A 24,360-nucleotide genomic window follows, 5' to 3' on the forward strand; every position below is an offset into this window, starting at 1 on the left:
CCGGCGTGATCGCGGGCATCGGCCGCGTCCAGGGGCAGGACGTGATGGTGGTGGCCAATGACGCGACCGTCAAGGGCGGCACCTATTACCCGATGAGCGTGAAGAAACACCTTCGCGCCCAGGAAATCGCCGAGGAATGTCATCTGCCATGCCTCTATCTCGTCGATTCGGGCGGTGCCAACCTGCCCAACCAGGACGAGGTCTTTCCCGACCGCGACCATTTCGGCCGCATCTTCTACAACCAGGCCAGGATGAGCGCGAAGGGCATCGCCCAGATCGCGGTGGTCATGGGTTCCTGCACGGCGGGCGGGGCCTATGTGCCCGCCATGTCCGACGTGACGATCATCGTCCGCGATCAGGGCACGATCTTTCTGGCCGGTCCGCCCCTGGTGAAGGCCGCGACCGGCGAGGTCGTCAGCGCCGAGGATCTGGGCGGCGGCGATGTCCATACCCGGCTGTCCGGCGTGGCCGACTACCTGGCCGAGGATGACGCCCACGCGCTGGCCATGGCCCGTCGCGCCGTGGCCAACCTGAACCGCAGGCTGCCCGATGACGTGGCCTGGCAATCGGCCGAACCGCCCGCCTTCGACCCCGACGAGATCCTTGGCGTGGTTCCGGCCGATCTGCGAACCCCCTATGACATCCGCGAGGTGATCGCGCGCATCGTGGACGGATCGCGCTTTGACGAGTTCAAGGCCCGCTTCGGCGAGACGCTGGTCACGGGCTTTGCCCATGTCGAGGGCTGCCCGGTCGGCATCGTCGCCAATAACGGGGTGCTGTTTTCGGAAGCCGCCCAGAAGGGCGCGCATTTCATCGAATTGTGTTCACAGCGCTTGATCCCTCTGGTCTTCCTGCAGAACATCACCGGTTTCATGGTCGGCCGCAAATATGAAAGCGAGGGTATCGCGCGTCACGGCGCCAAGATGGTCACGGCGGTGGCCACGACCTCGGTTCCAAAGATCACGATGCTGGTCGGCGGCAGTTTCGGCGCCGGCAATTACGGCATGGCAGGCCGCGCCTACAGCCCGCGCTTTCTGTGGACCTGGCCCAACAGCCGCATCTCGGTCATGGGCGGCGAACAGGCGGCGGGGGTGCTGGCCACGGTCCGGCGCGAGGGCGTGGAACGGCAAGGCGGCACCTGGTCGGCCGAGGACGAGGCCGAATTCAAGCGCCCCACGATCGAGATGTTCGAGCGTCAGTCGCATCCGCTTTACGCATCCGCGCGACTGTGGGACGACGGCATCATCGATCCGCGCAAGACCCGCGACGTGCTGGCGCTGTCGTTGCGCGCAGCGCTGAACGCGCCCATCCAGCCGACGCGCTTTGGCGTCTTCCGGATGTAGGGGGCGATGATGGGTGCCTCCGGCGGGGATATATGGGGACCGAAGACGGGCAGGAGGGCAGGATGATCAGGGTCTGGCAGGGCGATATCACGACGCTCGACGTCGATGCGATCGTGAACGCCGCCAACCAATCGCTGCTGGGCGGCGGCGGTGTGGACGGCGCCATCCATCGCGCGGCGGGGCCCGACCTGCTGGACGAATGCCGCAAGATCGGCGGCTGTCCGACGGGCGAGGCGCGGATCACCGGCGGCTACCGTCTGCCCGCGAGGCATGTCATCCACGCCGTCGGACCGGTCTGGCGCGGCGGCGATGCGAGCGAGGACGATCTGCTGGCCTCGGCCTATCGCAGCGCGCTGCTGCTGGCGCGGCGGCACGATCTGGCCAGCATCGCCTTTCCGGCGATCTCGACCGGCGTTTACGGCTTTCCGGCCGATCGCGCCGCCAGGATCGCCGTGCAGACGATCCGTTCGCATCGCGGCGGGCTGGCGGTGACGCTGGTCGCGTTCGATCCCCGCTCGGCCGGTCCGCTTGAAAGGGCGCTGGCATGAACGGTTCCTCCTTGTCCGGAAACCCTGCGGCAGTCCGGGGGCGCAAGGTCCCAAGCCGCGCTGCCACAGAACAAGGCCAGCCATGTTCCAGAAGATCCTGATCGCCAATCGCGGCGAGATTGCCTGCCGCATCATTGATACCTGCCAGCGCATGGGCGTCTCGACCATCGCCGTCTTTTCGGATGCCGACCGCGCCGCGCGCCATGTCTCGATGGCCGACGAGGCGGTGCATCTGGGCGGGCCGGCGCCCGCCGACAGCTATCTGCGCGGCGAGGCGATCATCGCCGCCGCCGCGGCGACCGGCGCCCAGGCGATCCATCCGGGCTACGGCTTTCTCAGCGAGAATCCCGATTTCGTCGAGGCTGTCGAGGCGGCGGGGCTGGTCTTCATCGGGCCGTCCTCCCGCGCCATCCGGGCGATGGGATTGAAGGACGCGGCCAAGCGGGTGATGGAAGAAGCGAGCGTTCCGGTCGTGCCCGGCTATCACGGTGCCAATCAGGATCCCGGCCATCTGGCCCAGCAGGCGGAGCGGATCGGCTATCCGGTTCTGATCAAGGCCGTGGCGGGCGGCGGCGGCAAGGGAATGCGCCGTGTCGACGATCCGAAGGATTTCGCCGATGCGCTGGCCTCGGCCCGGTCCGAGGCGCGGACCGCCTTTGGCAATCCCGACGTGCTGATCGAGAAATACGTGCTGCAACCGCGCCATATCGAGGTGCAGGTCTTCGGCGACGGCCACCGCGCGGTGCATCTGTTCGAACGCGATTGTTCGCTGCAACGGCGCCACCAGAAGGTCATCGAGGAAGCACCGGCCCCCGGCATGACGCCCGAGATCCGCAAGGTGATGGGCGCTGCGGCGGTTCGTGCCGCCGAAGCCATTGGCTATGCCGGGGCGGGCACGATCGAATTCATCGTCGATGGCTCGGAAGGGCTGCGCGAGGACAGGTTCTGGTTCATGGAGATGAACACCCGGCTTCAGGTCGAACATCCCGTGACCGAGGCGATCACCGGCATCGATCTGGTCGAATGGCAGTTGCGCGTCGCCAGCGGAGAGCCCTTGCCCGCCAGGCAGGACGCGCTGACCATTTCGGGCCACGCCTTCGAGGCGCGGCTCTACGCCGAGGATGTGCCGGCGGGTTTTCTGCCGGCCACGGGGCGGCTGGCGCGGCTGGCCTTTCCTCAGGGCGCGCGGATCGAGACCGGCGTCAGGCAGGGCGATACGATCAGCCCCTATTACGACCCGATGATCGCCAAGATCGTCACCCACGGGCCCACGCGGGCGGTGGCGTTGCGGGCGCTGGAATCGGCCCTGGTCGATACCGAGGTGGCGGGATCCGTCACCAATCTGGATTTCCTCATCGCGCTGACCCGGCATGACGGCTTTCGCGCGGGCCAGGTCGATACCGGGCTGATCGCCCGCGACCTGGATGATCTGGTCGCCGCCGCGGAACCCGATCCGGCGGCCCGCGTGCTGGCCGTGATCGGCCTTGCCGGGCTGGCCGATCCGCAGGCGCGGGGCGGCGCGACGCTGTGGCAGCCGCTGCGCCGCACCATTGCCTGGGATGGCGGCCAGGCCGTGCTCGAGGTTCTGGGACCGGGCCGCGCGCGCGTGTCGCTGGACAATCAGCCCCACGAGGTGCGCTGGCAGGGCGACCGCTGGTGGGTCGATGATGCGTTGCGGCGCAACCGCATCGTCACCCATGATGCCGGCGTCAGCGTCTTTGGCGGCCGGACGGTGCATCTGGTGCCGCGCGATCCGCTGGCGCGCGACGCGGCCGCGGCCGGCGGCGACGCGCTGACCCTGTCGCCGATGCCGGGATTGGTGAAATCGGTCCATGTCTCGGTCGGTCAGCCGGTCAGGACCGGCGACCGGCTGGCGGTGCTGGAAGCGATGAAGATGGAACATGCGCTGACCGCCGCCCGTGACGGCATCGTGGCCGAGGTGCTGGCAGCCGAAGGCCAGCAGGTCGAGGCCGGCGCCGCGCTGATCCGGCTGGAAGAGGAGGCGTCGTGATCCGGCTGCATCATGTGCCCGGCTCGCGTTCGATGCGGGTGCTGTGGCTGATCGAGGAACTGGGGCTTGATTGCCAGATCGTCGTCTGGTCGCTGACCGACGGATCCCTGCGCAGTCCGGAGTTTCTGGCGCTGTCGCCCGCCGGTCGGATCCCTGCCTTGCAGATCGACGGGCGCGCGATCTTCGAATCCGGCGCCATCGTGCAATACCTGACCGAGCGCGAGGGACGGCTGGCGCCGAAACCGGGCGAGTTCGCGCGCGCGGATTTCCTGGAATGGGTCAGTTTCGCCGAGACCCAGGCCAATATTCTTCAGGCGCTGAACATCCAGCATATCTTCCTGCGCCCAGACAGCGCGCGGTCGTTGCCGCTGATGAAGCTGGACACCAGGCGGCTGGCGGTGACGGCGCGGGCGCTGGAAGGGCATCTGTCGCGTCAGGACATGCTGCTGGCAGGTGGCTTTTCGGCGGCTGACTGCATGATGGGTTTCAATATCGAAGCCGTGTTCCGGTTTCTGCCAAAGGCCGAATTCCCGGCACTGGCGGCCTATCGCGACCGGATGACGGCGCGGCCCGCCTATCGCCGTGCGTTGGACAGGGCGGGCGGCGACAGCATCTATCAACGCGAATTCTACGAGCTGCCCGATGCCTGATCACGCCGAGATCTTCGAGATGGGACCGCGAGACGGGTTGCAGAACGAAAAGCGGCTGATCCCGGCGGCGCGGAAGATCGCGCTGGTCGATCTGCTGTCGCTGGCGGGATTCCGGCGCATCGAGGTGACCAGCTTCGTCAGCCCGAAATGGGTGCCGCAGCTGGGCGACGCGGCGCAGGTGATGGCAGGCATCGCGCGGCGGCCGGGGGTCCGCTATGCCGCGCTGACCCCGAACATGAAGGGCTATGAGGCCGCGCGCGAGGCAGGCGCCAGCGAGGTCGCGATCTTCGCCAGCGCCTCGGAGGGGTTCAGCCGCGCCAATCTGAACGCCGGCATCGCCGAAAGCCTGGACCGTTTCGCGCCGGTCGCGCGGGCCGCGCGCGATGACGGGATCCCGGTCCGCGGCTATGTCAGCGTCGTGACCGATTGTCCCTTCGACGGCCCGACGCCGCCGGGCAATGCGGCACGGGTCGCGGCGGCGCTGCGCGAGATGGGCTGCTACGAGATCAGCCTTGGCGACACGATCGGCCAGGGACGCCCCGAGACCATCGACGCGATGCTGTCGGCGGTGCTGGACGAGGTTCCGGCAAACCGGCTGGCCGGACATTATCACGATACTGCCGGTCGGGCGCTGATGAATATCGACGCCAGCCTCGCGCGCGGGCTGCGGGTCTTCGACGCGGCGGTGGGCGGCCTTGGCGGCTGCCCCTATGCGCCCGGCGCCAAGGGCAATGTCGCGACCGAAAAGGTGGCGCGGCATCTTGAGGCCCTGGGCCATGCGACCGGGCTCGACATGGCGGTCATCGACAGGGCCGCGGCGATGGCGCGCGACATGCGAAAGGAAGCCGATGTCTGAAACGATCCGGATCGAAACCGATTCGCGCGGTGTGGCGACGCTGTCGCTGGCGCGACCGAACAAGCATAACGCCCTGTCACAGGCGATGATGGAGGATCTGACCCGCGCCGCGGCCGGGCTGGGCGCCGATCCGGCAGTGCGCGTGGTGGTGCTGGCCGGAGACGGGGCCAGCTTCTGCGCTGGCGGCGATCTGGCCTGGATGAAGGCGCAGATCGCCGCCGAGGCGGAAACCCGGCGCGCTGGCGCAAGACTGCTGGCGGGAATGCTGTCGGCGCTGAACACGCTGCCGAAGCCGCTGATCGGGCGGGTTCACGGCAATGCCTTCGGCGGCGGGGTGGGGATGATGTCGGTCTGTGACATCGCCATCGCCTCGCTGGAGGCGAAATTCGGTCTGACCGAGGTGAAGCTGGGGCTGATCCCGGCGACCATCGGTCCCTATGTCCTGGCGCGGATGGGCGAGGACAAGGCCCGTCGCGTGTTCTTCTCGGGCCGGATCTTCGGGGCCGAGGAGGCGGTGACGCTGAACCTCGCGGCCCGCGCCGTGCCCGCCGGCGATCTTGACGCCGCGGTCGAGGCCGAGGTGGCGCCGTTCCTGCTGGGCGCGCCGGGCGCCATTGCGGCGGCCAAGGCGCAATGCCGCGCGCTTGGCCCGCGCATCGACGCCGCCGCGATCGAGGACAGCGTCGAGCGGCTGGTGGCGGTGTGGGAGGAAAGGGAGGCGGCCGAGGGGATCGCCGCCTTCTTCGACAAGCGCAAGCCCGACTGGCAAGTGCCGACTTCGCCCGCGTCCTGACACGGTGCCGCGCCGCGCCGGCTCGCCTCCGGGCGCCTGTCAGGCCCTGCGCAGACTTTCGGTCAGCGGTTGCCGGAGATGGGGCGATCTTCACGCCGGGAAGAAGGCTCAGCCGCCGGTATGGCTCATGTGGCGGGGCATCTGGCCCGCCACGTGCTGGCGGGAATAGTCGAAATCGTGGCCCTTGGGCTTGCGGGCGATGGCGCCGCGGATGGCCTCGCGCAGGGGGGCGTCCTCTGCGCTGGCGCGCAGCGGCGCGCGCAGATCGGCACGATCCTCCTGGCCCAGGCACATGTAAAGCTCGCCCGTGCAGGTCACGCGGACACGGTTGCAGCTTTCGCAGAAATTATGCGTCAGCGGCGTGATGAAGCCGATCTTCTGCCCGGTTTCGCGCAGCCGGACATAACGGGCCGGACCCCCCGTGCGTTCGGCCAGATCGACCAGTGTGAAACATTCGGCCAGACGGGCGCGCAGATCGGTCAGCGGCCAATACTGGTCCAGGCGGTCCTCGTTGCCCAGATCGCCCATCGGCATGACCTCGATGAAGGTCAGGTCATGGCCCTCATCGCCACACCAGCGGACCAGATCGAACAATTCGTCGTCGTTCACGCCCTTCAGCGCGACGGCGTTGATCTTGACCCGCAGCCCGGCCGCGCGGGCGGCGCGGATGCCCTCCAGCACCTGCGGCAGCCGGCCCCAGCGGGTGATGGCGGAGAACTTGTCGGCATCCAGCGTGTCCAGCGAGACGTTGACCCGGCGAACCCCGCAATCCACCAGTTCCGGGGCGAAACGGGCCAGCTGGCTGCCGTTGGTGGTCAGCGTCAATTCGTCCAGGCCCGCGCCCAGATGGCGCGACATGGCGCCGAAAAAGCCCATGATCCCGCGCCGGACCAGCGGTTCGCCCCCGGTGATGCGCAACTTGCGCACGCCAAGATCCACGAAGGCGGAACAAAGCCGGTCCAGTTCCTCCAATGTCAGCAATTCGACCTTAGGCAGGAACTGCATATGTTCGGACATGCAATAGACACAGCGGAAATCGCAACGATCCGTCACCGATACCCGAAGATAGGTGATCGGACGGGCAAAAGGGTCGATGAGAGGCGCGGCTTGCATGTCGTCCATGAGCTTCAATCTAGGCGTCTCGGCGCCGGTGCACAAGCATCCGCCGATCACGCAACCGCCGGTGGACGCAGGCGGCGGGGCTGGTCTAACCTGCCCGCGCCACGCCATCCAAGGAACGTCCCGATGCGAATGACAACCCCCGCGATCCTGTCCGTCATGGTCCTTGCCGCCTGCCAGCCCCTGGCGACGACGACAGGTGATCGGCCGTCAAACACGGTGCAACCGGCCAGGATCGAAAGCGATCTTTCACCACAGCAGGTGGCCGCAGCGACCGCGATCACGCGCGCACCGCCACCGCCGCCCTCGGCGCGCGCCTCGGCCCGGCAGCTGGATACGACGACTGCCGAACAAAAGGCCGCCGCCGCCGGGGCGCCCGAGGCGGCCGAGACCAGGCTGGGCAGCACCGTCGCCTCGCTGGGCGATCCGACGCAGGGCGGGTTCTGGATCAAGACACCGCTGGTCAAGGCGCGCGGCATCGGGCGGATCGTGAATCCCGCCAACGGCAAATCGGCCAAGGTCGATCTGATCCCGCTGGCGGGCGGTGGGTCGGGCAGTCAGGTCTCGCTACCGGCGCTGCAACTGATCGGCGTGTCGCTGACCGAACTGCCGACGATCGAGGTCTACAAATCCTGACAAGCCGCCCGGTGCGCCTGTAATTCGGGTCCCTCGGGCGCGACACGCGACATCGGTTGCCGCGGGATCACATCTTCCATGACCGGGCGTTCCGCTCCGGCCGCGAGAAAACCCTGGCTGCGACGGCAAGAAGGCGGTGGCAGCGGGCTTGCCCGGCGGCTAAAAGGCCCTCGCAACGAACAGGTGTCCCATGTCCCATACCGCCGAACCGTGTCCCATGACCTCGCGTCGCAGCGGCCCGCTGAAGGGCGTGGCGCAGGTGCCTGGCGACAAGTCGATCAGTCACCGGGCGCTGATCCTGGGGGCGTTGTCGGTGGGCGAGACGCGGGTAACCGGCCTTCTGGAAGGGCAGGACGTGCTGGATACGGCAAGGGCGATGGCGGCTTTCGGCGCGCAGGTCGAACGGCTGGGCGCGGGCGAATGGTCGGTGCATGGCGTGGGCGTGGGTGGCTTTGCCGAACCCGAAGGCATCATAGATTGCGGCAATTCCGGCACCGGGGTGCGGCTGATCATGGGGGCGATGGCCACGACCCCGATCACCGCGACCTTCACCGGCGATGCCAGCCTGTCGCGGCGCCCGATGGCGCGGGTCACCGATCCGCTGTCGGCCTTTGGCGCGCAGATCACGGCGCGCGAGGGCGGACGGCTGCCGATCACCATCCAGGGCGCCGCCGATCCGGTTCCGCTGCGCTATCGCACGCCGGTCGCCAGTGCGCAGATCAAGTCGGCCATCCTTTTGGCCGGCCTGAATTCGCCCGGCGAGACGGTGGTGATCGAGGCCGAACCCACGCGCGATCATTCCGAACGGATGCTGGCGGGGTTCGGCGCCCAGATCCGGACCGAAACGACGGATCAGGGCCACGTCGTCACGCTGGCGGGCCGGCCCGAGTTGCGGGCGCAGCCGGTCGCCGTGCCACGCGACCCATCCAGCGCGGCCTTTCCGGTGGCGGCGGCGCTGATCGTGCCGGGATCGCAGGTCCGGGTGCCCGGTGTCAGCCGCAATCGGACGCGCGACGGGCTGTATGTGACGCTGCTGGAAATGGGCGCCGACATCGCCTTCGAGAACGAACGCGAAGAGGGCGGCGAGCCGGTGGCCGATCTGGTCGTGCGCCACGGGCCGCTGACGGGCGTGACCGTCCCGGCGGACCGCGCCGCCAGCATGATCGATGAATTTCCGATCCTGTCGGTCATCGCCGCTTTCGCGGAAGGCAGGACGGTCATGAACGGGGTTGCGGAATTGCGGGTCAAGGAAAGCGACCGAATCGACGCGATGGCGCGGGGACTTGCGGCAAACGGCGTCGAGGTCGAGGAAACCCGCGACACGATGGTCGTGCACGGCATGGCGACGGTGCCCGGAGGCGCCAGCGTGGTCACGCATCTGGACCACCGGATCGCGATGTCCTTCCTGATCCTCGGGCTTGCGGCCCAGGCCCCGGTCAGCATCGACGATGCCAGCCCCATCGCCACGTCCTTCCCCGATTTCCTGCCGCTGATACAGGGCCTCGGCGGCGATCTGGGCTAGGTCTGCTCGTCAAGCTTGGCTTCGATATTGTTGCCGTCGGGATCCAGCAGAAAGGCCGCGTAATAGCCCGGATGATAATCGCGCAGGCCGGGCGCGCCGTTGTCGCGTCCGCCCGCGGCAAGCCCGGCTGAATGAAAGGCCGCGACCTCTTCGCGCGAACGGGCGCGAAAGCACAGATGAAGGCGGCTGGGGGGTGTGATGTTGTCGGACTGATCCAGATAAAGCGGGCCGATCTCCAGCCAGTCGCGACCGCGGCGGATGTCCGCGCCCCGGCCCAGGGCGTTCAGGATGGCCACATAGAACGAAACGCCCCGGTCGAAATCGGACAGGCGCAGATGGATATGGTCGATCAGGTCGCTGTCGTCGTGCATGAATGGCTCCGGTCGGCAAAACGCATGACCGGGACAAAGGTTCAGCACCGAATCCTGTCCGCAAAAGCGTCATCCTGTTTCGGCGCGTCCCATCACATATGGCAGGCGGCGTTCGTCCCGGACTGCGCCAGGTCGCGCCGCCAAAAGAGAACAGCCCGTCCTTGATTCTGCCGCTTCCACGGGCGGGCCTGGAGGGATGGGATGCTGGTAGGCCCGGAGGGACTTGAACCCCCAACCAAGGCGTTATGAGCGCCCTGCTCTGACCAATTGAGCTACAGGCCCGTAGCGCGCGATCTGACTAAAGCGGCCGGCAGGCGCGGTCAAGCGCGTTGGCCCGTTGCCCAGAGCCCCGCCATCCGCTATCGGGGGGCGCGACATTCCAGCCGGGGACGGGCCGATGACGAAGAACGGGATCAGCTATCGCGATGCAGGCGTGGATATCGACGCGGGAAACGCGCTGGTTGATCGGATCAAACCCGCGGCAGCCGCCACCGCGCGGGCCGGTGTGATGGACGCGCTTGGCGGCTTTGGCGCCCTGTTCGACCCGGCCGCCGCGGGCTATGACGATCCGGTCCTGGTGGCCGCGACCGATGGCGTCGGCACCAAGCTGCGGATTGCCATCGACACCGGGCATCTGGATGCGATCGGCCAGGATCTGGTCGCGATGTGCGTGAACGATCTGGTCTGTCAGGGTGCCGAGCCGCTGTTCTTTCTTGATTATTTTGCGACCGGCCGGCTTTCGGTCGATCAGGCCGCGCGGGTCGTCGAAAGTATCGCGCGGGGATGCCGGATGGCCGGCTGTGCCCTGATTGGTGGCGAGACGGCGGAAATGCCCGGCATGTATCACGATGGCGATTTCGACCTGGCCGGTTTCGCCGTCGGCGCGATGCGGCGTGGCACCGCCTTGCCCGCCGATGTGGGATTGGGCGATGTGCTGCTGGGCCTGTCCTCGGACGGGGTTCATTCCAACGGCTATTCGCTGGTTCGCAAGGTCGCAAAGCGCGCCGGCCTCGGCTGGGACGATGCCGCGCCTTTCGCCCGGGGCTCGCTGGGTCAGGCGCTGCTGGTGCCGACGCGGCTTTATGTCAAACCCGCGCTGGCCGCGATCCGCGCAGGCGGGGTTCACGGGCTGGCCCATATCACCGGCGGCGGCATCACCGAAAATCTGCCGCGCATCCTGCCCCGGGGCCTGGGCGCCCAGATCGACCTTGGCGCATGGCCCTTGCCGCCGGTCTTCGGCTGGCTGGCACAGGCGGGTGGCATCGGGCGGGACGAGATGCTGAAAACCTTCAACAGCGGAGTGGGCATGGTCCTGTCGGTCGCCGCCGACCGCGCCGACGCGCTGACCGCGGTGCTGGCCGATCAGGGCGAGCGCGTCCACCGGATCGGCCGCGTGACGGAGGGCGAGGGGGTGCGCTACAGCGGAACGCCTGCGTGAAGCGCGTTGCGATCCTGATCTCTGGCGGCGGATCGAACATGGTCCGGCTGGCCGAGGACATGACGGGCGATCATCCTGCGCGGCCGGTTCTGGTCGTCTCGAACGATCCCGCCGCCTCGGGCTTGGCCAGGGCCGCCGCGATGGGCATCCCGACCGCCGCGATCGACCACCGCGCCTATCCCGGCGACCGCGCGAGGTTCGAGGCCGCGCTGCTTCGCCCGCTGCTTCGGGCGCGGCCCGACATCATCTGCCTCGCCGGCTTCATGCGCGTTCTGACCCCTGATTTCGTGCAGCTTTTCGCCGGTCGGATGCTGAACATCCATCCTTCTCTGTTGCCAAAATACCCCGGCCTGCACACCCATGCCCGCGCCATCGCTGCCGGCGATGCCGAAGCCGGCGCGAGCGTGCACGAGGTGATCGCCGATCTGGATGCGGGTCCGGTTCTGGGGCAGGCACGGGTGCGTGTCGAGCCCGGCGACACGCCCCGCAGCCTTGCCGCGCGGGTGCTGGCGCAGGAACATCGCCTCTATCCGGCCGTGCTGCGCCGTTTCGCCGCAGGCGACCGGACTCCGCTGATGCTCTAGCGTCGCGGGCGCAGCCGGTTCATCAGCCCGTCCTTCAGAACGAAGTGATGATAGAGCGCGGCGGCCACATGCAGTCCCGCCAGTACCAGCAGCAGGTCCGTCAGCAACACGTGCAGGTCGCCCGCGCGGCCGATTCCGCCGAACCAGGCGGCCAGCCCGGCCAGCGGGATCGCGATCAGCACGATATGGAGCAGGGCGTGAATCAGCACCGCGACCCTGTCCAGCCCGGCACGGCCGTGCGGAGCGGCCGGCGCGCGGCGGCGCAGGGCCAGCCGCCAGATCGTGATGGCCAGGATCGTCACGCCGACGACCAGATGGGCCAGGGCGACCGGCCCCAGAACCTTATCACCGCCGCGCATGAGCCGGCCGAAGGCCTGTCCCATCGGCCCGTTCCACAGATATTGAAAGATCACCAGCAGCACGATCGTCCAGTGCAGCACGATCTGTTGCGTCGTATATCGGAACATCGGTGTTTTCCTTTTTCGTCAGGATCGAGATGGCGGTCAGGCCGGGTTCTCCAACGGAACGCAAAAGCCGGACGTCATGGCAGCCACAGGGCCGACAGGGCGGTGAGGGGATCGTTCTCGGACCAGATTTCCGCGCCGATGCCGATGAAATCCGTCACCGGCGACAGATCCGCGATCAGGGCGCGATCAATCGCGCCCTCGGCAACGACCGGCACCTCGATCATCTCGGACCACCACTGGAACAGGTCCAGCGGGGCGGGGCCGCCGCGCCCAAGCGCGGTGTCGCCGACCGGGCCGAAGCTGACGTAATCCGCCCCCGCCTCGGCCGCGTTCATCCCCTCGTGTCGCGAGGTTCCGCAGAAGGCGCCGACGATGGCGTCGGCGCCCAGATCCTTGCGTGCGGCGCGGACGCCGCGCGCGCCGTCGGTCAGGTGCACCCCGTCAAGCCCGTGCCGCTGGGCCAGCCTGACATGATCTTCGATCACCACCGCCACGTCACGGTTATGGGCGATCTCGCGCGCCAGATCGGCGAGGCGGCCCAGTTCGTCCTCTTCCGCGCCCGCGCGGATGCGCAGACAGGCGGGGGGAAAGCGGTCCATCACCTCGGTCAGCAGCGGCCCCAGGGCCGAGGCCTGCGCGCCGGCGGGGGTCATCAGGTAAAGCTGCGGCGTGTCGGTCATGGGAAACTCCATCGGTTCCCCTGCAGATAGCGCAGCTTGCCGCCCGCTGCCAGACGGACTATGCGGACGGCCATGCAGCACGATCCGCGCCAGCCCGTCATCATCCTGGTTCGCCCGCAGATGGGCGAGAATATCGGCGCCGCGGCGCGCGCCATGCTGAATTTCGGCCTGACCGAGATGCGGCTGGTCGATCCGCGCGACGGCTGGCCCAACCCCAGGGCCATTGCCATGGCCTCGGGGGCGGCAGGGCAGGTGCTGGATCATGCCCGGATCCATCCGACCCTGGCCGAGGCGATGGAAGGGATCGATTATGCTTTCGCCACCACCGCCCGCGGCCGCGAACTGTCGAAGCCGGTCTTCACCCCCGCCGCCGCGATGGACAAGGCGCGCCGTCATGACGGCCGCAGCGCGATCGTCTTCGGCCCCGAACGCGCCGGGCTGGAAAACGACGACGTGGCGCGTGCCAATGCCATCGTCACCGTGCCGGTCAATCCGGCTTTTCCGTCGCTTAACCTGGCGCAGGCGGTGCTGCTGATGGGCTATGAATGGGGCCGCGACACTTTGCCGCCCGAGCCCGCGCCGCATCGGCGCAAGGCCGATGCCGAGTGGCTTGCGGATCGGGTCGAGATCGAACGGCTGGGCGATCACTACGAGGAAAAGCTGGCCCAAGCGGGGTTCTTCTTTCCCGAAACCAAGGCCGCGGCGATGCGGCTGAACCTGCGCAACATGTGGTCGCGGCTGGTGCTGACGCGCGGCGATGTCCGCATCCTGCACGGCGTCCTGCGCCAATTGACCCGCCGCTAGGCGCGACCTAACCTCCGCCCCAGTTGAAGGAGCCGATCATGGCCAAGCGCCCCGTTTTCGAGGAAGTCTCGGACCCAGGTGCCAGCACCCGCCCGGTGACGCGGACCGGCATCATCGACGCCGCGCCGCGCGGCGCGCGCCGGGCGATCCGGGTCTGGCTGATGGTGTTGTTCGTCATGGTCGCCGCGATGATCGCGCTTGGCGGCGCGACGCGGCTGACCGGATCGGGCCTTTCGATCACCGAATGGGCGCCCGTCACCGGCGCGCTGCCGCCGATGGACGCGGCCCGGTGGCAATCCGAATTCCAGGCCTACCAGCAGATCCCGCAATATCGCGAGGTCAATCCCGACATGGATCTGGCTGGCTTCAAGCGAATCTATTGGTGGGAATGGTCCCATCGCCTGCTGGGCCGCACCGTGGGACTGATCTGGGCGCTCGGCTTCTTCGGCTTTCTGCTGACCCGCCGCATACCGGCGGGCTGGACGCAGCGATTGCTGGGAATCGGCCTTCTGGGCGGGCTTCAGGGGGCGATCGGCTGGTGGATGGTCAGTTCCGGTCTGGCCGAGGGGATGGTGCGCGTGGCCTCTTACCGGCTGGCGACGCATCTGGGGATCGCCTTCATCATCCTGGGTCTGATTGCCTGGTATGTGCTGATGCTGGGCCGGTCCGAAGCGGACCTGCTGCGAGCAAGGCGCGCGGGCGAGCGCAGGCTGTTCGGCATGGCCACCGGCCTGATGCATCTGGCCTTCGTGCAGATCCTGATCGGCGCGCTGGTCGCGGGCATCGATGCGGGCCGCCAATATACCGGCTGGCCGACCATGGGCGGCGAATGGATCCCCTCTGCGATCTGGGATTCCTCGCTGGGTTGGCGCAATCTGTTCGAAAACCCGGCCCTGGTGCAGTTCGTCCACCGCATGACCGGCTATCTGCTGGCGATCTTCGCGGTGGTGGTCTGGCTGCGCGCGCGGCGTTCGCCCCATCCGGTGACGCGCGGGGCCTTTACCGCGATGATCGTCATGGTGGCGGTGCAGGTGGGCCTGGGCATCATGAACGTGATCAACGCCTCGCCCCTGTCGCTGGCCCTGACCCACCAGCTGGGCGCGGTGGCGCTGTTCGTGCTGATCATCCGGGCCCGCCACCACGCCCGCTACCCGCATCAAACCTCGCTGAGGGGGAAAACCCGATGAGCGCCCTGGACGAATTGCTGAGCTTTCAGCGTCAGACCGAAGCCCTGTCCTCGGTCGCCGAGCGGCTGGGCTGGGATCAGGAAACCGTCATGCCGCGCGGCGCGGTGGAACAGCGGGCCGAGGAAATGGCCGCGATGGAATCGGTGCTGCACGAACGCCGCACCGATCCGCGCCTTGGCGAATGGCTGGACGCGGCCCGCCCACAGACCGGGCCCGACATCCGCATCGTCGAGTTGATCGGTCGCGACTATGCCCGCAGGATCCGCATCCCGGCCCGCCTCGCGACCGAACTGGCGCGCGTGACCTCGCTGGCGCAAGGCATCTGGGCCGAGGCGCGTGCCAATGACGCGCCCGAGGACTTTCTGCCGACGCTGGATCAGGTGCTGCTGCTGAAACGCGAGGAGGCCGCGGCGCTGGCCGATGGCGGCGATCTCTATGATGCGCTGCTGGAGGATTACGAGCCCGGCACGACCGGGGCCGAAATCGCCGGCCTGTTCGACGCGATGCGGCCGCGCCTGGTCGCGCTGCGCGAGGATGTGCTGGGCGCCGAGCGCCAGCCCCAGACGCTGCAGGGGCATTTCCCGCAGGAAACCCAGCTTCGGCTGGCCCGCACCTGCGCGACGGCCTTCGGCTATGACTGGACGCGGGGGCGGATGGACATGGCGGTCCATCCCTTCAGCAGCGGCCGCTGGCAGGACAGCCGCATCACCACGCGCGTGGTCGAGCCCGAGCCGTTCAACTGCATCTATTCCACCATCCACGAGGTCGGCCATTCCAGTTATGAGCTTGGGATCGACCCCGACTATGCCTTCACGCCGCTGGGACGCGGCGTCTCGATGGGGGTCCACGAAAGCCAGAGCCGCATCTACGAGAACCAGATGGGGCGCGGCCGGGCCTTTGCAGGCTGGCTGTTCAACCGCATGTCGGATGCCTTCGACGGGTTGAACATCCAGGATGCCGATGCCTTCCACGCGACCGTCAACAAGGTCACACCGGGCTATATCCGCACCGAATCCGACGAAATCCAGTATAACCTGCACATCATGCTGCGCTTCGACCTGGAACGCGACCTGATTTCCGGGCGGCTGGACACGCGCGATCTGGTCGAGGCGTGGAACGCCCGTTTTCTCGGGGATTTTGGCGTTGCGGTGAACCGGCCCGCCAATGGCCTTTTGCAGGACGTTCATTGGTCGGTTGGCCTGTTCGGCTATTTCCCGACCTATGCGCTTGGCAATGTCTATGCGGGCTGCCTGAACGCCGCGATGCGCGAGGCCGTCCCGGATCTGGACGCTGCACTGGCCCAGGGCGACGCGGCGCCGGGGGTCGAATGGATGCGCGAGAACGTGCAGCGCCATGGCGGTTTGTATCCGCCGCGCCACTTGATCGAACAGGCAACCGGCCGACCCGTCACGCCCGAACCGCTGCTGGATTATCTGGAAGAAAAATTCGGTCGTATCTACGGGCTTTGACGGGCGCCATCCCGTCCGCGCGGAAATGGGGCCGCCACGCCTGGCGGTTGCGTCCGGCCGCGTGATCTGTCAGGCCCTGTTCCATCACGGTGTTTTTACCAAAGAAGGGGCGAAGCCATGGCAACCGGAGTCTGGATCAGCCTGATCCTCTATTTTCTGCTGATGCTGGCCATCGGCGTCTACGCTTGGCGGAAATCGACCTCCAGCTCCGAGGAATACATGCTGGGCGGACGCAACCTGCCACCGGCGGTCGCGGCGCTGTCTGCCGGCGCCTCGGACATGAGTGGATGGCTGCTGCTGGGCCTGCCCGGCGCGCTTTATGCCGCCGGGCTTGTCGAATCCTGGATCGGGATCGGGCTTTTCGTCGGCGCGCTGGTCAACTGGATCGTGGTGGCGCCGCGACTGCGCGAACAGACCGAACGCTACGACAATTCGCTGACCATTCCCGGATTTCTCGCCAACCGCTTCCCGACGCAAGCCCTGACGCTTCGCGTCATCTCGGCCGTGGTGATCGTGGTGTTCTTCGCCGTCTATACCGCATCGGGCCTGGTCGGCGGCGGCAAGCTGTTCCAATCGGCCTTCGGCGGCAATTATCAGGCGGGCGTGTGGCTGACGCTGGGGGTCGTGCTGGCCTATACGGTGATCGGCGGCTTCCTTGCCGTCAGCCTGACCGATTTCGTCCAGGGCTGCATCATGATGCTGGCGCTGATCATCATGCCGCTGGTGGTGCTGATGGGCCCTGGCGGCGGCGGCTTCGATCAGGCGCGCGAGACCCTGGCGGGGGTCGATCCCGAATTTCTTTCGCTGACCCGGGGGCTGACCGTGGTGGGCTTTCTGTCGGCGGTGACCTGGGGGCTGGGCTATTTCGGCCAGCCCCACATCATCGTCCGCTTCATGGCGGTGCGCAGCGTCCGCGAGGTGCCGATGGCCCGCAATATCGGAATGGGCTGGATGGCGATTTCGCTGCTGGGTGCGGTCGGTCTGGGCATTTTCGGTCGCGCCTATGTGGTGCGCAACGGCCTGACCGTCGAAGACCCCGAGACGATCTTCATTCTGCTGGCCGATCTGCTGTTCCATCCGCTGGTTACGGGCTTTCTGTTCGCCGCCCTGCTGGCCGCGATCATGAGCACCGTCAGCAGCCAGCTTCTGGTCTCGTCCAGTTCGCTGACGGAAGATTTCTACCGGCTGTTCTTCGATCGCGACGCGGACGAGAAGATGCTGGTCATGGTCGGTCGCATCGCGGTGCTGGCGGTCGGCATTGTCGCGGCCTTCATCGCCCGCGATCCGAATTCAAGCGTGCTGTCGCTGGTTTCGAATGCCTGGGCCGGGTTCGGCGCCGCCTTCGGACCGCTGATCATCCTGTCGCTGACATGGTCGCGCATGACCGGACTGGGCGCGGTGGCCGGGCTGGTCGTGGGCGCGGTGACGGTCATGATCTGGATATGGGCGGGCCTCAATTCCAGCTTCCTCGGCGGACCGGGCGTCTACGAGATCATTCCGGGTTTCCTGCTGGCGGGACTTGCCATTATCGGCGTCAGCCTGATGACCGAGGCCAGGGGCGAATTCCGGCCCTTGACCGGAGGCTGAGCGCGCGATCGCGCCGCCGCCGGTGCGATTCCTGTCCCAGGCGGACGGCCGGGTGCTACTCGGCCGCCTTCGCCATCGGATTGTTCGGATGCGTCGTCCAGTTGGCATAGTCGGCGCGCCGGATGCCCGTGCGCCTGTCCAGCTCGCCCGGCTCCAGTTCGCGCATGGTGATGCAATCCTCGACCGGGCAGACATCGACGCAGAGGTTGCAGGCGACGCATTCTTCCTCGATCACCTCGAAGATGCGACCGGGCTTCATCGCGATGGCCTGGTGGCTGGTATCCTCGCAGGCGGCATAGCAGCGCCCGCATTTGATGCAGGCGTCCTGGTCGATCACCGCCTTGGTGACATAGTTCAGGTTCAGGTAGCGCCAGTCGGTGACATTGGGGACCGCCCGTCCGATCAGGTCCGGCAGGCCCATTTCGTGGCTGTCCAGATAATCGCGCAGCCCGCTGATCATGTCCTGCACCACCTTGAAGCCATAGGTCATCGCCGCCGTGCAGACCTGCACATTTCCCGCCCCGAGCGCCATGAATTCGGCCGCGTCGCGCCAGGTCGTGATACCGCCGATGCCGCTGATCGGCAGCCCGCGCGTGTCCGCGCCGCGCGCGATTTCCGACACCATGCTCAGCGCGATCGGCTTGACTGCCGGCCCGCAATACCCGCCATGCGCACCCTTGCCGTCGATCGTGGGCTGCGGCGCGAACAGATCCAGATCGACCGAGGTGATGCTGTTGATCGTGTTGATCAGACTGACCGCGTCGGCCCCGCCGCGCCGGGCAGCCTCGGCCGGTTTGCAGATATCGGTGATGTTCGGCGTCAGCTTCACGATGCAGGGCATCCGCGAATATTGCTTGACCCAGCGTGTCACCATCTCGATATAGTCCGGCACCTGTCCGACCGCGCTGCCCATGCCGCGTTCGGACATCCCGTGCGGGCAGCCGAAATTCAGTTCGACCCCGTCGGCGCCGGTATCCTCGATCTGGCTCAGGATCCTGCGCCAGCTATCCTCGTCGCAGGGCACCATCAGGCTGATGACCAGTGCCCGATCGGGATAGTCGCGCTTGACCTGCTTGATCTCGCGCAGGTTCACCTCCAGCGGGCGGTCGGTGATGAGTTCGATGTTGTTCAGGCCCAGAACCCGCCGGTCATTGCCATGGATCACGCCGTATCGCGGGCCGTTGACGTTCACGACGGGCGGTCCCTCGCTGCCCAATGTCTTCCACACGACCCCGCCCCATCCGGCCTGAAAGGCCCGTCGGACGTTGTATTCCTTGTCGGTGGGCGGGGCCGAGGCCAGCCAGAACGGATTGGGAGACTTGATCCCGATAAAGTCGCTGCGCAGATCAGCCATCGCTTGTCCTTCCTTCCAACGGGCCAGACGGGCCGGGCCTATTTCAGCTATTTGCGGTCGATGGGGCAATCCTTGTCTTGGCCGCGCGGTCCGGCAGCAGCCGGATCATCGTGACCCCACCCCGCAGCAGGCCATAGACGAAAAGACGGTTTCTCGATCATGGCCGGTCCTTCCGTCATGGCGACAGGCTCAGGTGAATATCTTCCGCGGCATCGCGGCCCTGGGCCACCGCCGTCACCGTCAGGTCGTCGCCGCCGGCCGCGCAGTCGCCGCCCGCCCAGACCTTGTCGAGGCTGGTCCGGCCGGGGCCGGTGACGGCGATCTTGCCGCCCTCCAGCGCCGGCGATCCGGGCGCCTCGTCCAGCCGCTGTCCGATGGCGCGAAACAATTGGTCGGCCTTCAGCCGGAATCGCTGGTCGGTCATGACCAGACCTTCGGGACTGTCCTCGGTATAGCAGAATTCCACCTCTGCGACAGCGCCGTCGCCATGGATTGCCACCGGCGCGGCGTTGTGGATGATGCGCACGCCGGATGCGCTGGCATGATCCTGTTCGTGCCGGCTGGCGGTCATCCGGTCCTGCCCGCGCCGATAGACCATGGTCACGTTTTCGGCCCCCAGCAGTTTCGACTGCACGGCGGCATCGATCGCGGTCATTCCGCCGCCGATCACCACGACATCCCGGCCGACGGCCAGGCCGGCCAGATCCGCGGCCTGCCGCAGTTCGGCGATGAAATCCACCGCGTCGCCGACATTGCCGATTCCTTCATCGCCGGTCCGCAGGGCGTTCGTGGCGCCAAGGCCGATCGCCAGGAAAACCGCGTCGTAGTCCGCCGTCAGACCTTCCAGTGTCAGATCGCGGCCAAGGGCCTTGCCGGTCTCGATGGTGATCCCGCCAATGCCCAGCAGCCATTCGATTTCCGCCTGGGCAAAGCCGTCCACGGTCTTGTAGCTGGCGATGCCGTATTCGTTCAGACCGCCGGGCTTGTCGCGCGCCTCGAAGATCACGACCTCATGGCCCTTGGCCGCCAGCCGATGCGCGCAGGACAGGCCCGCAGGTCCCGCGCCGACGACGGCGATCCGCCTGCCGGTCGGCGCGCCCCGCCGGAACGGATGGCCCGGCCTGGCCATCAGCCCATCGGTGGCGTGGCGCTGCAGCGCGCCGATCTCGACCGGTCTGCCCTCGGCCTCCATCCTGACGCAGGCGCCCTCGCACAGGTTTTCGGTCGGGCAGACGCGGGCGCACATACCGCCCAGGATATTGGCGTGGAAGATGGTCATCGCCGCCGCATCCGGCGTTCCGGTCGCGATCTGGCGGATGAACAGCGGAATGTCGATGGCGGTGGGACAGGCCGTTATACAGGGCGCGTCGTGACAGAAATAACAGCGATCGGCGGCGACCTGTGCCTCGTGCGCGGTCAGAGGCGGGGCAATGTCGCGGAAATTCAGCGCCAGATCCTCGGGCGCAAGACGGCCCGGGACGATGCCTGGCGACAACCTGGCTTGGGACATTCGTGTCTCCTGGCTCACCTGTTGGTCAGGTTCAGGCTGGCACAGATGCGTTTTTTTATCAAATGGTAAAATCAACCCGCCCGAGTCGCGTCCCGGATCGAGCCCGGAAGGTCCAGGATGGCCGCCAATCCGCCCGTCGGCGCCCGTTCAAGCCGCAACTCGCCGCCGTGCAGCGCGGCCAGGTCGGCGACGATGGCAAGGCCCAGGCCGGCGCCGGGAGGGCCTGTTTCGTCCAGTCGCGCACCGCGGATCAACGCGCGCGGCGCGTCGGTTTCGGCCAGGCCGGGGCCGTCATCCTCGATGGCGATCAGAACCCGCCCTTGTCCTGCGCTGATGCGAAAGACCAGACATGAGCGGCCCCATTTCACCGCGTTCTCGGCCAGGTTGCCGATCATCTCTTCCAGATCCTGCCGTTCGCCGAAGAAGTCGGCAGCGGCAGCGGCAGGGTCCAGGATCCGCGCGGTCATGCCCTTGTCGGCCATCGGGTGACGCAGCACGATGAGGATGTCGTCGATCACCTGGGCAATCGCGGTGCGCTGTCCCAGGGTCGCGGGCTGGGCCGCACGGGCGCGCCGCAGATGCCAGCCGATCAGCCGGTCCATGCGCGCGATCAGCGCCTGTCCGCGATGATCGCCCGGCAGATCGTTGGCCAGCGCCGCCAGCGGCGTTTTCAGCGAATGGGCCAGATTGCCCAGATGCCGCCGCGACCGCGCCAGGAGGGTGGCGTTCTGGTCCAGCGCGGCGTTGATCTCGGCCGTCAGGGGGCGCAGTTCCGACACGTCGGGCAGGGGCAGGCGATGGGTCCGGCCCTCGCGCACCCGACGCAGATCGGCGCCCAGCGAATCGAGGCTGCGCAGCCCGACGGCCACCTGAACGACGGTGCCCCCCGCCAGCCCAAGACCCAGGATCGCCAGCGAAATCGCCAGAGGGCGCCGGATCTGGCGCAGGCTGGCGCGGATTTCGTCAGCCGGCGCTGTGACGGTCACGGCGACGCGGGCATCGCTGTCGGGGATGGTCAGTTCTTGCCGCGACACCCGCAGATGGGCGCCATCCGCGCCGCGTCCCGGCCGGCCGGCATAGCTGCCCGGCGGGCCTTGAAGCCGCCCGTCCAGCAACGAGGGCGATCGCGCCACCGCCCGGCCGTCCGCTGCAACCTGCCAATACCAGCCGCTGAAGGGCAGGCCGAAGCGGGCGTCGGCGGGCGGCGTCGCGACCGCAATCCGGTTATCGGCGCCGACCTCGAGTCCGGCGATCAGCGAATCCGCAGCCGCCCTCGTTTCGGCGTCGAAACGGTCGGTGACGAAATCGTCCAGCAGATTCGAGATGACCAGGAACGCCGCCAGCAGGGCCGCCCCAAGCCAGACCGCCGCCAGAACCAGCAGTCGCCCCCGGATCGAGCGCATCATGGGAGCGCCCGCAGGACATAGCCCTCGCCCCGCCGCGTCTGGATCAGGCCGTCGCCGATCTTGCGGCGAAGGCGGCCGATCACGACCTCGATCGACTTGAAGTCGCGATCGGTATCGGCCTCGTAGAGGTGGTCCGACAATTCGGTCCGGCTGACGACGCGATTCTGGTGGTGGATCAGATAGGACAGGATGCGCGCCTCGAAGGCGGTCAGTTTCAGTGCCACGCCGTCGCGGGTGATGACGCCCAACTGGCTGTCCAGCCGCAGCGGGCCTGCGGCGATCACGGAGCGGGCATGACCGGCCGCGCGCCGGATCAGGGTTCGCGCGCGCAAAACGACCTCGTCCAGGCGGAAGGGCTTGACGGCATAATCGTCGGCGCCCGCGCGAAAGCCCGCGACCTTGTCGGTCCAGTCGCCGCGCGCCGTCAGGATCAGCACCGGCATGTGGATTCCCTGTTCGCGCCAGCGGGTCAGAACCTCGATCCCCGACAGGCCCGGCAGGCCAAGATCAAGGATCGCCACGTCATAGCATTCGGTCGCGCCCAGAAACTCTCCGGCCTCGCCGTCGCCGGCATGATCGGTCACAAAGCCCGCATCCTTCATCGCCTGCGAAAGCTGCCCGGACAGAACCGGGTCATCCTCGACAATCAGCGCGCGCATTCAATCCTCGTCATCATCTGTCAGCTAGGGCCGGTCCTTGCCGCGACGCAGCGCCTGCAATTGTCCGCGACCGGCCACTTCCAGAAAACGACCGGTGCGGGCATCCAGCCGGATTCGCAGAAGGTTGCCTTCGGGCGTGAGGAGGCGGAATTCATAGACCAGCGCCGCACCCAATTCGTGTTCCCGGGGGCTGGGGCGGCGAATCTCGGCCCCGACAAGGCGGCCGGCATAGCGGTCGCTGACGCGCCGGGCCAGACGGTCGAAGGGCAGCGGCTGAAAATCCTGCGCCATCGCGGCGGGCTGGCGGGCGAGGGGAAGGGAAAAACCGGCCCCGAGGGACAGGATGGCGATCAGCAGCAGGGGCAGGACATTGCGGCGCATGGATCATCTATGCCGACTTGCCACCCAATGGAAACCAAATGGCCGGTTGGTCCTTGGTTCGGCATGATTGTCCTAGAACCGATTCGTCCCGGCCATGCAAAGGCCGGAGAGTTGACGAAAGGAAAGACGATGAGAAGAATTCAACTGGGAACCTCTGCCGTGATCCTGGCGCTGATGGGCGCGATCGGCACCGGCGCGTTGGCGCAGGACCAGGCCCCCGCCACGGCGCAATCCAGTCCGCAGACGCAGCTGCCGCAGGTTTTGGGCGCGTTGAACCTGACCGACATCGCGACGCGCGAGGCCCGGCACGGCGGCAACCGCATCGAGGGCAACCTGCCCGGAGGCGGTGAGATCCAAGCCGTCATCGACGAGAGCGGCAATCTCGTCATGGTCGATGTGGACGACGCCGCGATGCCGCAATCGCTGATCGACGCGATGCTGCCGCAGAGCGTGCGCGACAATGCGGTTTTCGGCCAGTTCGCAACGATCGGCAAGCTGGCCACGATGGATTCGCGCGTGATGATCGGCGGCGAGGATGCGGATGGAGAGGATCTCCGCGCGGGTTTCGACGCCGAGGGCCGGCTGTTGCGCTTTGGCCGCGAGGATGGTGACGGCCGGCGTTTCGGGCGCGGTCCGGAACGCGGTGAGCACGGCGGCAAGGACGAATCACGTAAGGGTCGCGGCCCGGGCATGATGGGCGGCCATGACGGCGACAGGGAAGGTCCGCGCGGCGGTGATCGTCGCGGTGAACGCCCCGGCGAGGGGCCGGGCCGGGCGCCGATGATGGATCGCGCGGCGATCGACAAGGTGCTGGGCGATGCGGGCTACACCGATCTGGCCCAACCCCGCCGCGCCGGTCCGCGCTTTGCCCTGGATGCAACCAATCCCGCGGGCGAACAGGTCACGCTGGAAATCGACGCCAAGGGCGACATCCTGCGCGAAACCGCGCGCTAGGACATGAAGCGGCGGTCCCGACGGGGGCCGC

General features: G+C 67.5%; 24 protein-coding genes and 1 tRNA gene. 15 read left to right on the top strand and 10 right to left on the bottom strand.

Going from position 1 to position 24,360, the window contains the following annotated elements; genetic code table 11:
• The 6 genes from B4L36_RS13365 to B4L36_RS13390 form a co-directional block, all read left to right on the top strand.
• Nucleotides 1–1,343: carboxyl transferase domain-containing protein (locus B4L36_RS13365; RefSeq protein WP_292958144.1), on the top strand; the 1,343-nt coding region annotated here is incomplete at its 5' end.
• Between the two features lie 62 nt (nt 1,344–1,405).
• Nucleotides 1,406–1,891 carry an O-acetyl-ADP-ribose deacetylase gene (locus tag B4L36_RS13370; RefSeq protein ID WP_292958146.1) on the top strand — a complete coding sequence of 162 codons (486 nt, stop codon included), beginning with the start codon at nt 1,406–1,408 and terminating at the stop codon, nt 1,889–1,891.
• Between the two features lie 82 nt (nt 1,892–1,973).
• Nucleotides 1,974–3,902 carry a biotin carboxylase N-terminal domain-containing protein gene (locus B4L36_RS13375; RefSeq protein ID WP_292958148.1) on the top strand — a complete coding sequence of 643 codons (1,929 nt, stop codon included), beginning with the start codon at nt 1,974–1,976 and terminating at the stop codon, nt 3,900–3,902.
• Nucleotides 3,899–4,552, top strand: coding sequence for a glutathione S-transferase family protein (locus B4L36_RS13380; RefSeq protein ID WP_292958150.1), 654 nt, complete (start codon nt 3,899–3,901; stop codon nt 4,550–4,552). The genes B4L36_RS13375 and B4L36_RS13380 overlap by 4 nt, the downstream gene beginning before the upstream one ends.
• Nucleotides 4,545–5,408 (top strand): hydroxymethylglutaryl-CoA lyase, encoded by an 864-nt coding sequence (locus B4L36_RS13385; RefSeq protein WP_292958152.1) that lies wholly within the window; start codon nt 4,545–4,547, stop codon nt 5,406–5,408. Before B4L36_RS13380 ends, B4L36_RS13385 begins: the two co-directional genes overlap by 8 nt.
• A complete protein-coding gene (locus tag B4L36_RS13390) occupies nt 5,401–6,201 on the top strand; it encodes a crotonase/enoyl-CoA hydratase family protein (RefSeq protein ID WP_292958154.1) in 801 nt (266 codons plus the stop codon). Before B4L36_RS13385 ends, B4L36_RS13390 begins: the two co-directional genes overlap by 8 nt.
• Before the next feature lie 108 nt (nt 6,202–6,309).
• Here B4L36_RS13390 and moaA read toward each other — a convergent pair whose 3' ends face one another.
• Complete coding sequence (gene moaA, locus B4L36_RS13395) at nt 6,310–7,323, bottom strand: GTP 3',8-cyclase MoaA (RefSeq protein WP_414692188.1); 1,014 nt, start codon at nt 7,321–7,323, stop codon at nt 6,310–6,312.
• 123 nt (nt 7,324–7,446) lie between these two features.
• Between moaA and B4L36_RS13400 the strand changes: the two genes are divergently transcribed.
• Nucleotides 7,447–7,956 (top strand): hypothetical protein, encoded by a 510-nt coding sequence (locus B4L36_RS13400; protein ID WP_292958156.1) that lies wholly within the window; start codon nt 7,447–7,449, stop codon nt 7,954–7,956.
• A gap of 190 nt (nt 7,957–8,146) precedes the next feature.
• Nucleotides 8,147–9,478, top strand: coding sequence for a 3-phosphoshikimate 1-carboxyvinyltransferase (gene aroA, locus B4L36_RS13405; protein ID WP_292958158.1), 1,332 nt, complete (start codon nt 8,147–8,149; stop codon nt 9,476–9,478).
• Here the strand turns inward: aroA and B4L36_RS13410 are convergent.
• The gene (locus tag B4L36_RS13410; protein ID WP_292958160.1) at nt 9,475–9,849 is read right to left on the bottom strand and encodes a VOC family protein; all 375 of its coding nucleotides are present in this window, start codon (nt 9,847–9,849) and stop codon (nt 9,475–9,477) included. The genes aroA and B4L36_RS13410 overlap by 4 nt on opposite strands.
• A 205-nt stretch (nt 9,850–10,054) precedes the next feature.
• Nucleotides 10,055–10,131: transfer RNA gene (locus B4L36_RS13415), tRNA-Ile, on the bottom strand.
• Nucleotides 10,132–10,246: 115 nt separating this feature from the next.
• On the opposite strand from B4L36_RS13415, the gene purM reads away from it, so the two are divergent.
• On the top strand, nt 10,247–11,287 hold the full coding sequence (purM, locus tag B4L36_RS13420; RefSeq protein WP_292958162.1) for a phosphoribosylformylglycinamidine cyclo-ligase: 1,041 nt from the start codon (nt 10,247–10,249) through the stop codon (nt 11,285–11,287).
• Nucleotides 11,284–11,871, top strand: coding sequence for a phosphoribosylglycinamide formyltransferase (gene purN, locus B4L36_RS13425; RefSeq protein ID WP_292958164.1), 588 nt, complete (start codon nt 11,284–11,286; stop codon nt 11,869–11,871). Before purM ends, purN begins: the two co-directional genes overlap by 4 nt.
• Here purN and B4L36_RS13430 read toward each other — a convergent pair.
• Nucleotides 11,868–12,338 (bottom strand): cytochrome b, encoded by a 471-nt coding sequence (locus B4L36_RS13430; RefSeq protein WP_292958166.1) that lies wholly within the window; start codon nt 12,336–12,338, stop codon nt 11,868–11,870. The genes purN and B4L36_RS13430 overlap by 4 nt on opposite strands.
• A 74-nt stretch (nt 12,339–12,412) precedes the next feature.
• Complete coding sequence (locus tag B4L36_RS13435; RefSeq protein WP_292958168.1) at nt 12,413–13,018, bottom strand: thiamine phosphate synthase; 606 nt, start codon at nt 13,016–13,018, stop codon at nt 12,413–12,415.
• Between the two features lie 72 nt (nt 13,019–13,090).
• Here B4L36_RS13435 and B4L36_RS13440 point away from each other — a divergent pair, with 72 nt between their 5' ends.
• The 4 genes from B4L36_RS13440 (at nt 13,091) to putP (ending at nt 18,065) form a co-directional block, all read left to right on the top strand.
• Nucleotides 13,091–13,822 (top strand): RNA methyltransferase, encoded by a 732-nt coding sequence (locus B4L36_RS13440; RefSeq protein ID WP_292958170.1) that lies wholly within the window; start codon nt 13,091–13,093, stop codon nt 13,820–13,822.
• 38 nt (nt 13,823–13,860) lie between these two features.
• Nucleotides 13,861–15,009 (top strand): heme A synthase, encoded by a 1,149-nt coding sequence (gene ctaA, locus B4L36_RS13445; RefSeq protein ID WP_292958172.1) that lies wholly within the window; start codon nt 13,861–13,863, stop codon nt 15,007–15,009.
• The gene (locus tag B4L36_RS13450) at nt 15,006–16,478 is read left to right on the top strand and encodes a carboxypeptidase M32 (RefSeq protein WP_292958174.1); all 1,473 of its coding nucleotides are present in this window, start codon (nt 15,006–15,008) and stop codon (nt 16,476–16,478) included. Before ctaA ends, B4L36_RS13450 begins: the two co-directional genes overlap by 4 nt.
• Before the next feature lie 117 nt (nt 16,479–16,595).
• A complete protein-coding gene (putP, locus tag B4L36_RS13455; protein WP_292958176.1) occupies nt 16,596–18,065 on the top strand; it encodes a sodium/proline symporter PutP in 1,470 nt (489 codons plus the stop codon).
• Nucleotides 18,066–18,120: 55 nt separating this feature from the next.
• Here putP and preA read toward each other — a convergent pair whose 3' ends face one another.
• The 5 genes from preA to B4L36_RS13480 form a co-directional block, all read right to left on the bottom strand.
• Nucleotides 18,121–19,419 carry an NAD-dependent dihydropyrimidine dehydrogenase subunit PreA gene (gene preA, locus B4L36_RS13460; protein ID WP_292958178.1) on the bottom strand — a complete coding sequence of 433 codons (1,299 nt, stop codon included), beginning with the start codon at nt 19,417–19,419 and terminating at the stop codon, nt 18,121–18,123.
• A gap of 175 nt (nt 19,420–19,594) precedes the next feature.
• Nucleotides 19,595–20,929 carry an NAD(P)-dependent oxidoreductase gene (locus B4L36_RS13465; protein WP_292958180.1) on the bottom strand — a complete coding sequence of 445 codons (1,335 nt, stop codon included), beginning with the start codon at nt 20,927–20,929 and terminating at the stop codon, nt 19,595–19,597.
• 71 nt (nt 20,930–21,000) lie between these two features.
• Entirely contained in the window at nt 21,001–22,335 is a 1,335-nt protein-coding gene (locus B4L36_RS13470; RefSeq protein ID WP_292958182.1) for a sensor histidine kinase, read from the bottom strand.
• Nucleotides 22,332–22,994, bottom strand: a complete 663-nt coding sequence (locus B4L36_RS13475) for a response regulator transcription factor (RefSeq protein ID WP_292958184.1) — start codon at nt 22,992–22,994, stop codon at nt 22,332–22,334. The genes B4L36_RS13470 and B4L36_RS13475 overlap by 4 nt, the downstream gene beginning before the upstream one ends.
• Nucleotides 22,995–23,018: 24 nt before the next feature.
• Entirely contained in the window at nt 23,019–23,375 is a 357-nt protein-coding gene (locus tag B4L36_RS13480) for a PepSY domain-containing protein (protein WP_292958186.1), read from the bottom strand.
• A gap of 129 nt (nt 23,376–23,504) precedes the next feature.
• Here B4L36_RS13480 and B4L36_RS13485 point away from each other — a divergent pair, with 129 nt between their 5' ends.
• The gene (locus B4L36_RS13485; RefSeq protein WP_292958188.1) at nt 23,505–24,329 is read left to right on the top strand and encodes a hypothetical protein; all 825 of its coding nucleotides are present in this window, start codon (nt 23,505–23,507) and stop codon (nt 24,327–24,329) included.
• Nucleotides 24,330–24,360: the final 31 nt, after the last annotated feature.

The sequence above is a fragment of the Paracoccus sp. UBA889 genome, from assembly GCA_002294185.1.
Lineage (GTDB): Bacteria > Pseudomonadota > Alphaproteobacteria > Rhodobacterales > Rhodobacteraceae > Paracoccus.

Excerpts from the sequence above, each read along its gene's own strand:
- B4L36_RS13370 (WP_292958146.1), top strand. The coding sequence starts at position 1,406 with ATGATCAGGGTCTGGCAGGGCGATATCACGACGCTCGACGTCGATGCG.
- B4L36_RS13375 (WP_292958148.1), top strand. The coding sequence starts at position 1,974 with ATGTTCCAGAAGATCCTGATCGCCAATCGCGGCGAGATTGCCTGCCGC.
- B4L36_RS13385 (WP_292958152.1), top strand. The coding sequence starts at position 4,545 with ATGCCTGATCACGCCGAGATCTTCGAGATGGGACCGCGAGACGGGTTG.
- B4L36_RS13390 (WP_292958154.1), top strand. The coding sequence starts at position 5,401 with ATGTCTGAAACGATCCGGATCGAAACCGATTCGCGCGGTGTGGCGACG.
- moaA (WP_414692188.1), bottom strand. The coding sequence starts at position 7,323 with ATGGACGACATGCAAGCCGCGCCTCTCATCGACCCTTTTGCCCGTCCG.
- B4L36_RS13400 (WP_292958156.1), top strand. The coding sequence starts at position 7,447 with ATGCGAATGACAACCCCCGCGATCCTGTCCGTCATGGTCCTTGCCGCC.
- aroA (WP_292958158.1), top strand. The coding sequence starts at position 8,147 with ATGTCCCATACCGCCGAACCGTGTCCCATGACCTCGCGTCGCAGCGGC.
- B4L36_RS13410 (WP_292958160.1), bottom strand. The coding sequence starts at position 9,849 with ATGCACGACGACAGCGACCTGATCGACCATATCCATCTGCGCCTGTCC.
- purM (WP_292958162.1), top strand. The coding sequence starts at position 10,247 with ATGACGAAGAACGGGATCAGCTATCGCGATGCAGGCGTGGATATCGAC.
- B4L36_RS13430 (WP_292958166.1), bottom strand. The coding sequence starts at position 12,338 with ATGTTCCGATATACGACGCAACAGATCGTGCTGCACTGGACGATCGTG.
- B4L36_RS13435 (WP_292958168.1), bottom strand. The coding sequence starts at position 13,018 with ATGACCGACACGCCGCAGCTTTACCTGATGACCCCCGCCGGCGCGCAG.
- B4L36_RS13440 (WP_292958170.1), top strand. The coding sequence starts at position 13,091 with ATGCAGCACGATCCGCGCCAGCCCGTCATCATCCTGGTTCGCCCGCAG.
- ctaA (WP_292958172.1), top strand. The coding sequence starts at position 13,861 with ATGGCCAAGCGCCCCGTTTTCGAGGAAGTCTCGGACCCAGGTGCCAGC.
- B4L36_RS13450 (WP_292958174.1), top strand. The coding sequence starts at position 15,006 with ATGAGCGCCCTGGACGAATTGCTGAGCTTTCAGCGTCAGACCGAAGCC.
- putP (WP_292958176.1), top strand. The coding sequence starts at position 16,596 with ATGGCAACCGGAGTCTGGATCAGCCTGATCCTCTATTTTCTGCTGATG.
- preA (WP_292958178.1), bottom strand. The coding sequence starts at position 19,419 with ATGGCTGATCTGCGCAGCGACTTTATCGGGATCAAGTCTCCCAATCCG.
- B4L36_RS13465 (WP_292958180.1), bottom strand. The coding sequence starts at position 20,929 with ATGTCCCAAGCCAGGTTGTCGCCAGGCATCGTCCCGGGCCGTCTTGCG.
- B4L36_RS13470 (WP_292958182.1), bottom strand. The coding sequence starts at position 22,335 with ATGATGCGCTCGATCCGGGGGCGACTGCTGGTTCTGGCGGCGGTCTGG.
- B4L36_RS13475 (WP_292958184.1), bottom strand. The coding sequence starts at position 22,994 with ATGCGCGCGCTGATTGTCGAGGATGACCCGGTTCTGTCCGGGCAGCTT.
- B4L36_RS13480 (WP_292958186.1), bottom strand. The coding sequence starts at position 23,375 with ATGCGCCGCAATGTCCTGCCCCTGCTGCTGATCGCCATCCTGTCCCTC.
- B4L36_RS13485 (WP_292958188.1), top strand. The coding sequence starts at position 23,505 with ATGAGAAGAATTCAACTGGGAACCTCTGCCGTGATCCTGGCGCTGATG.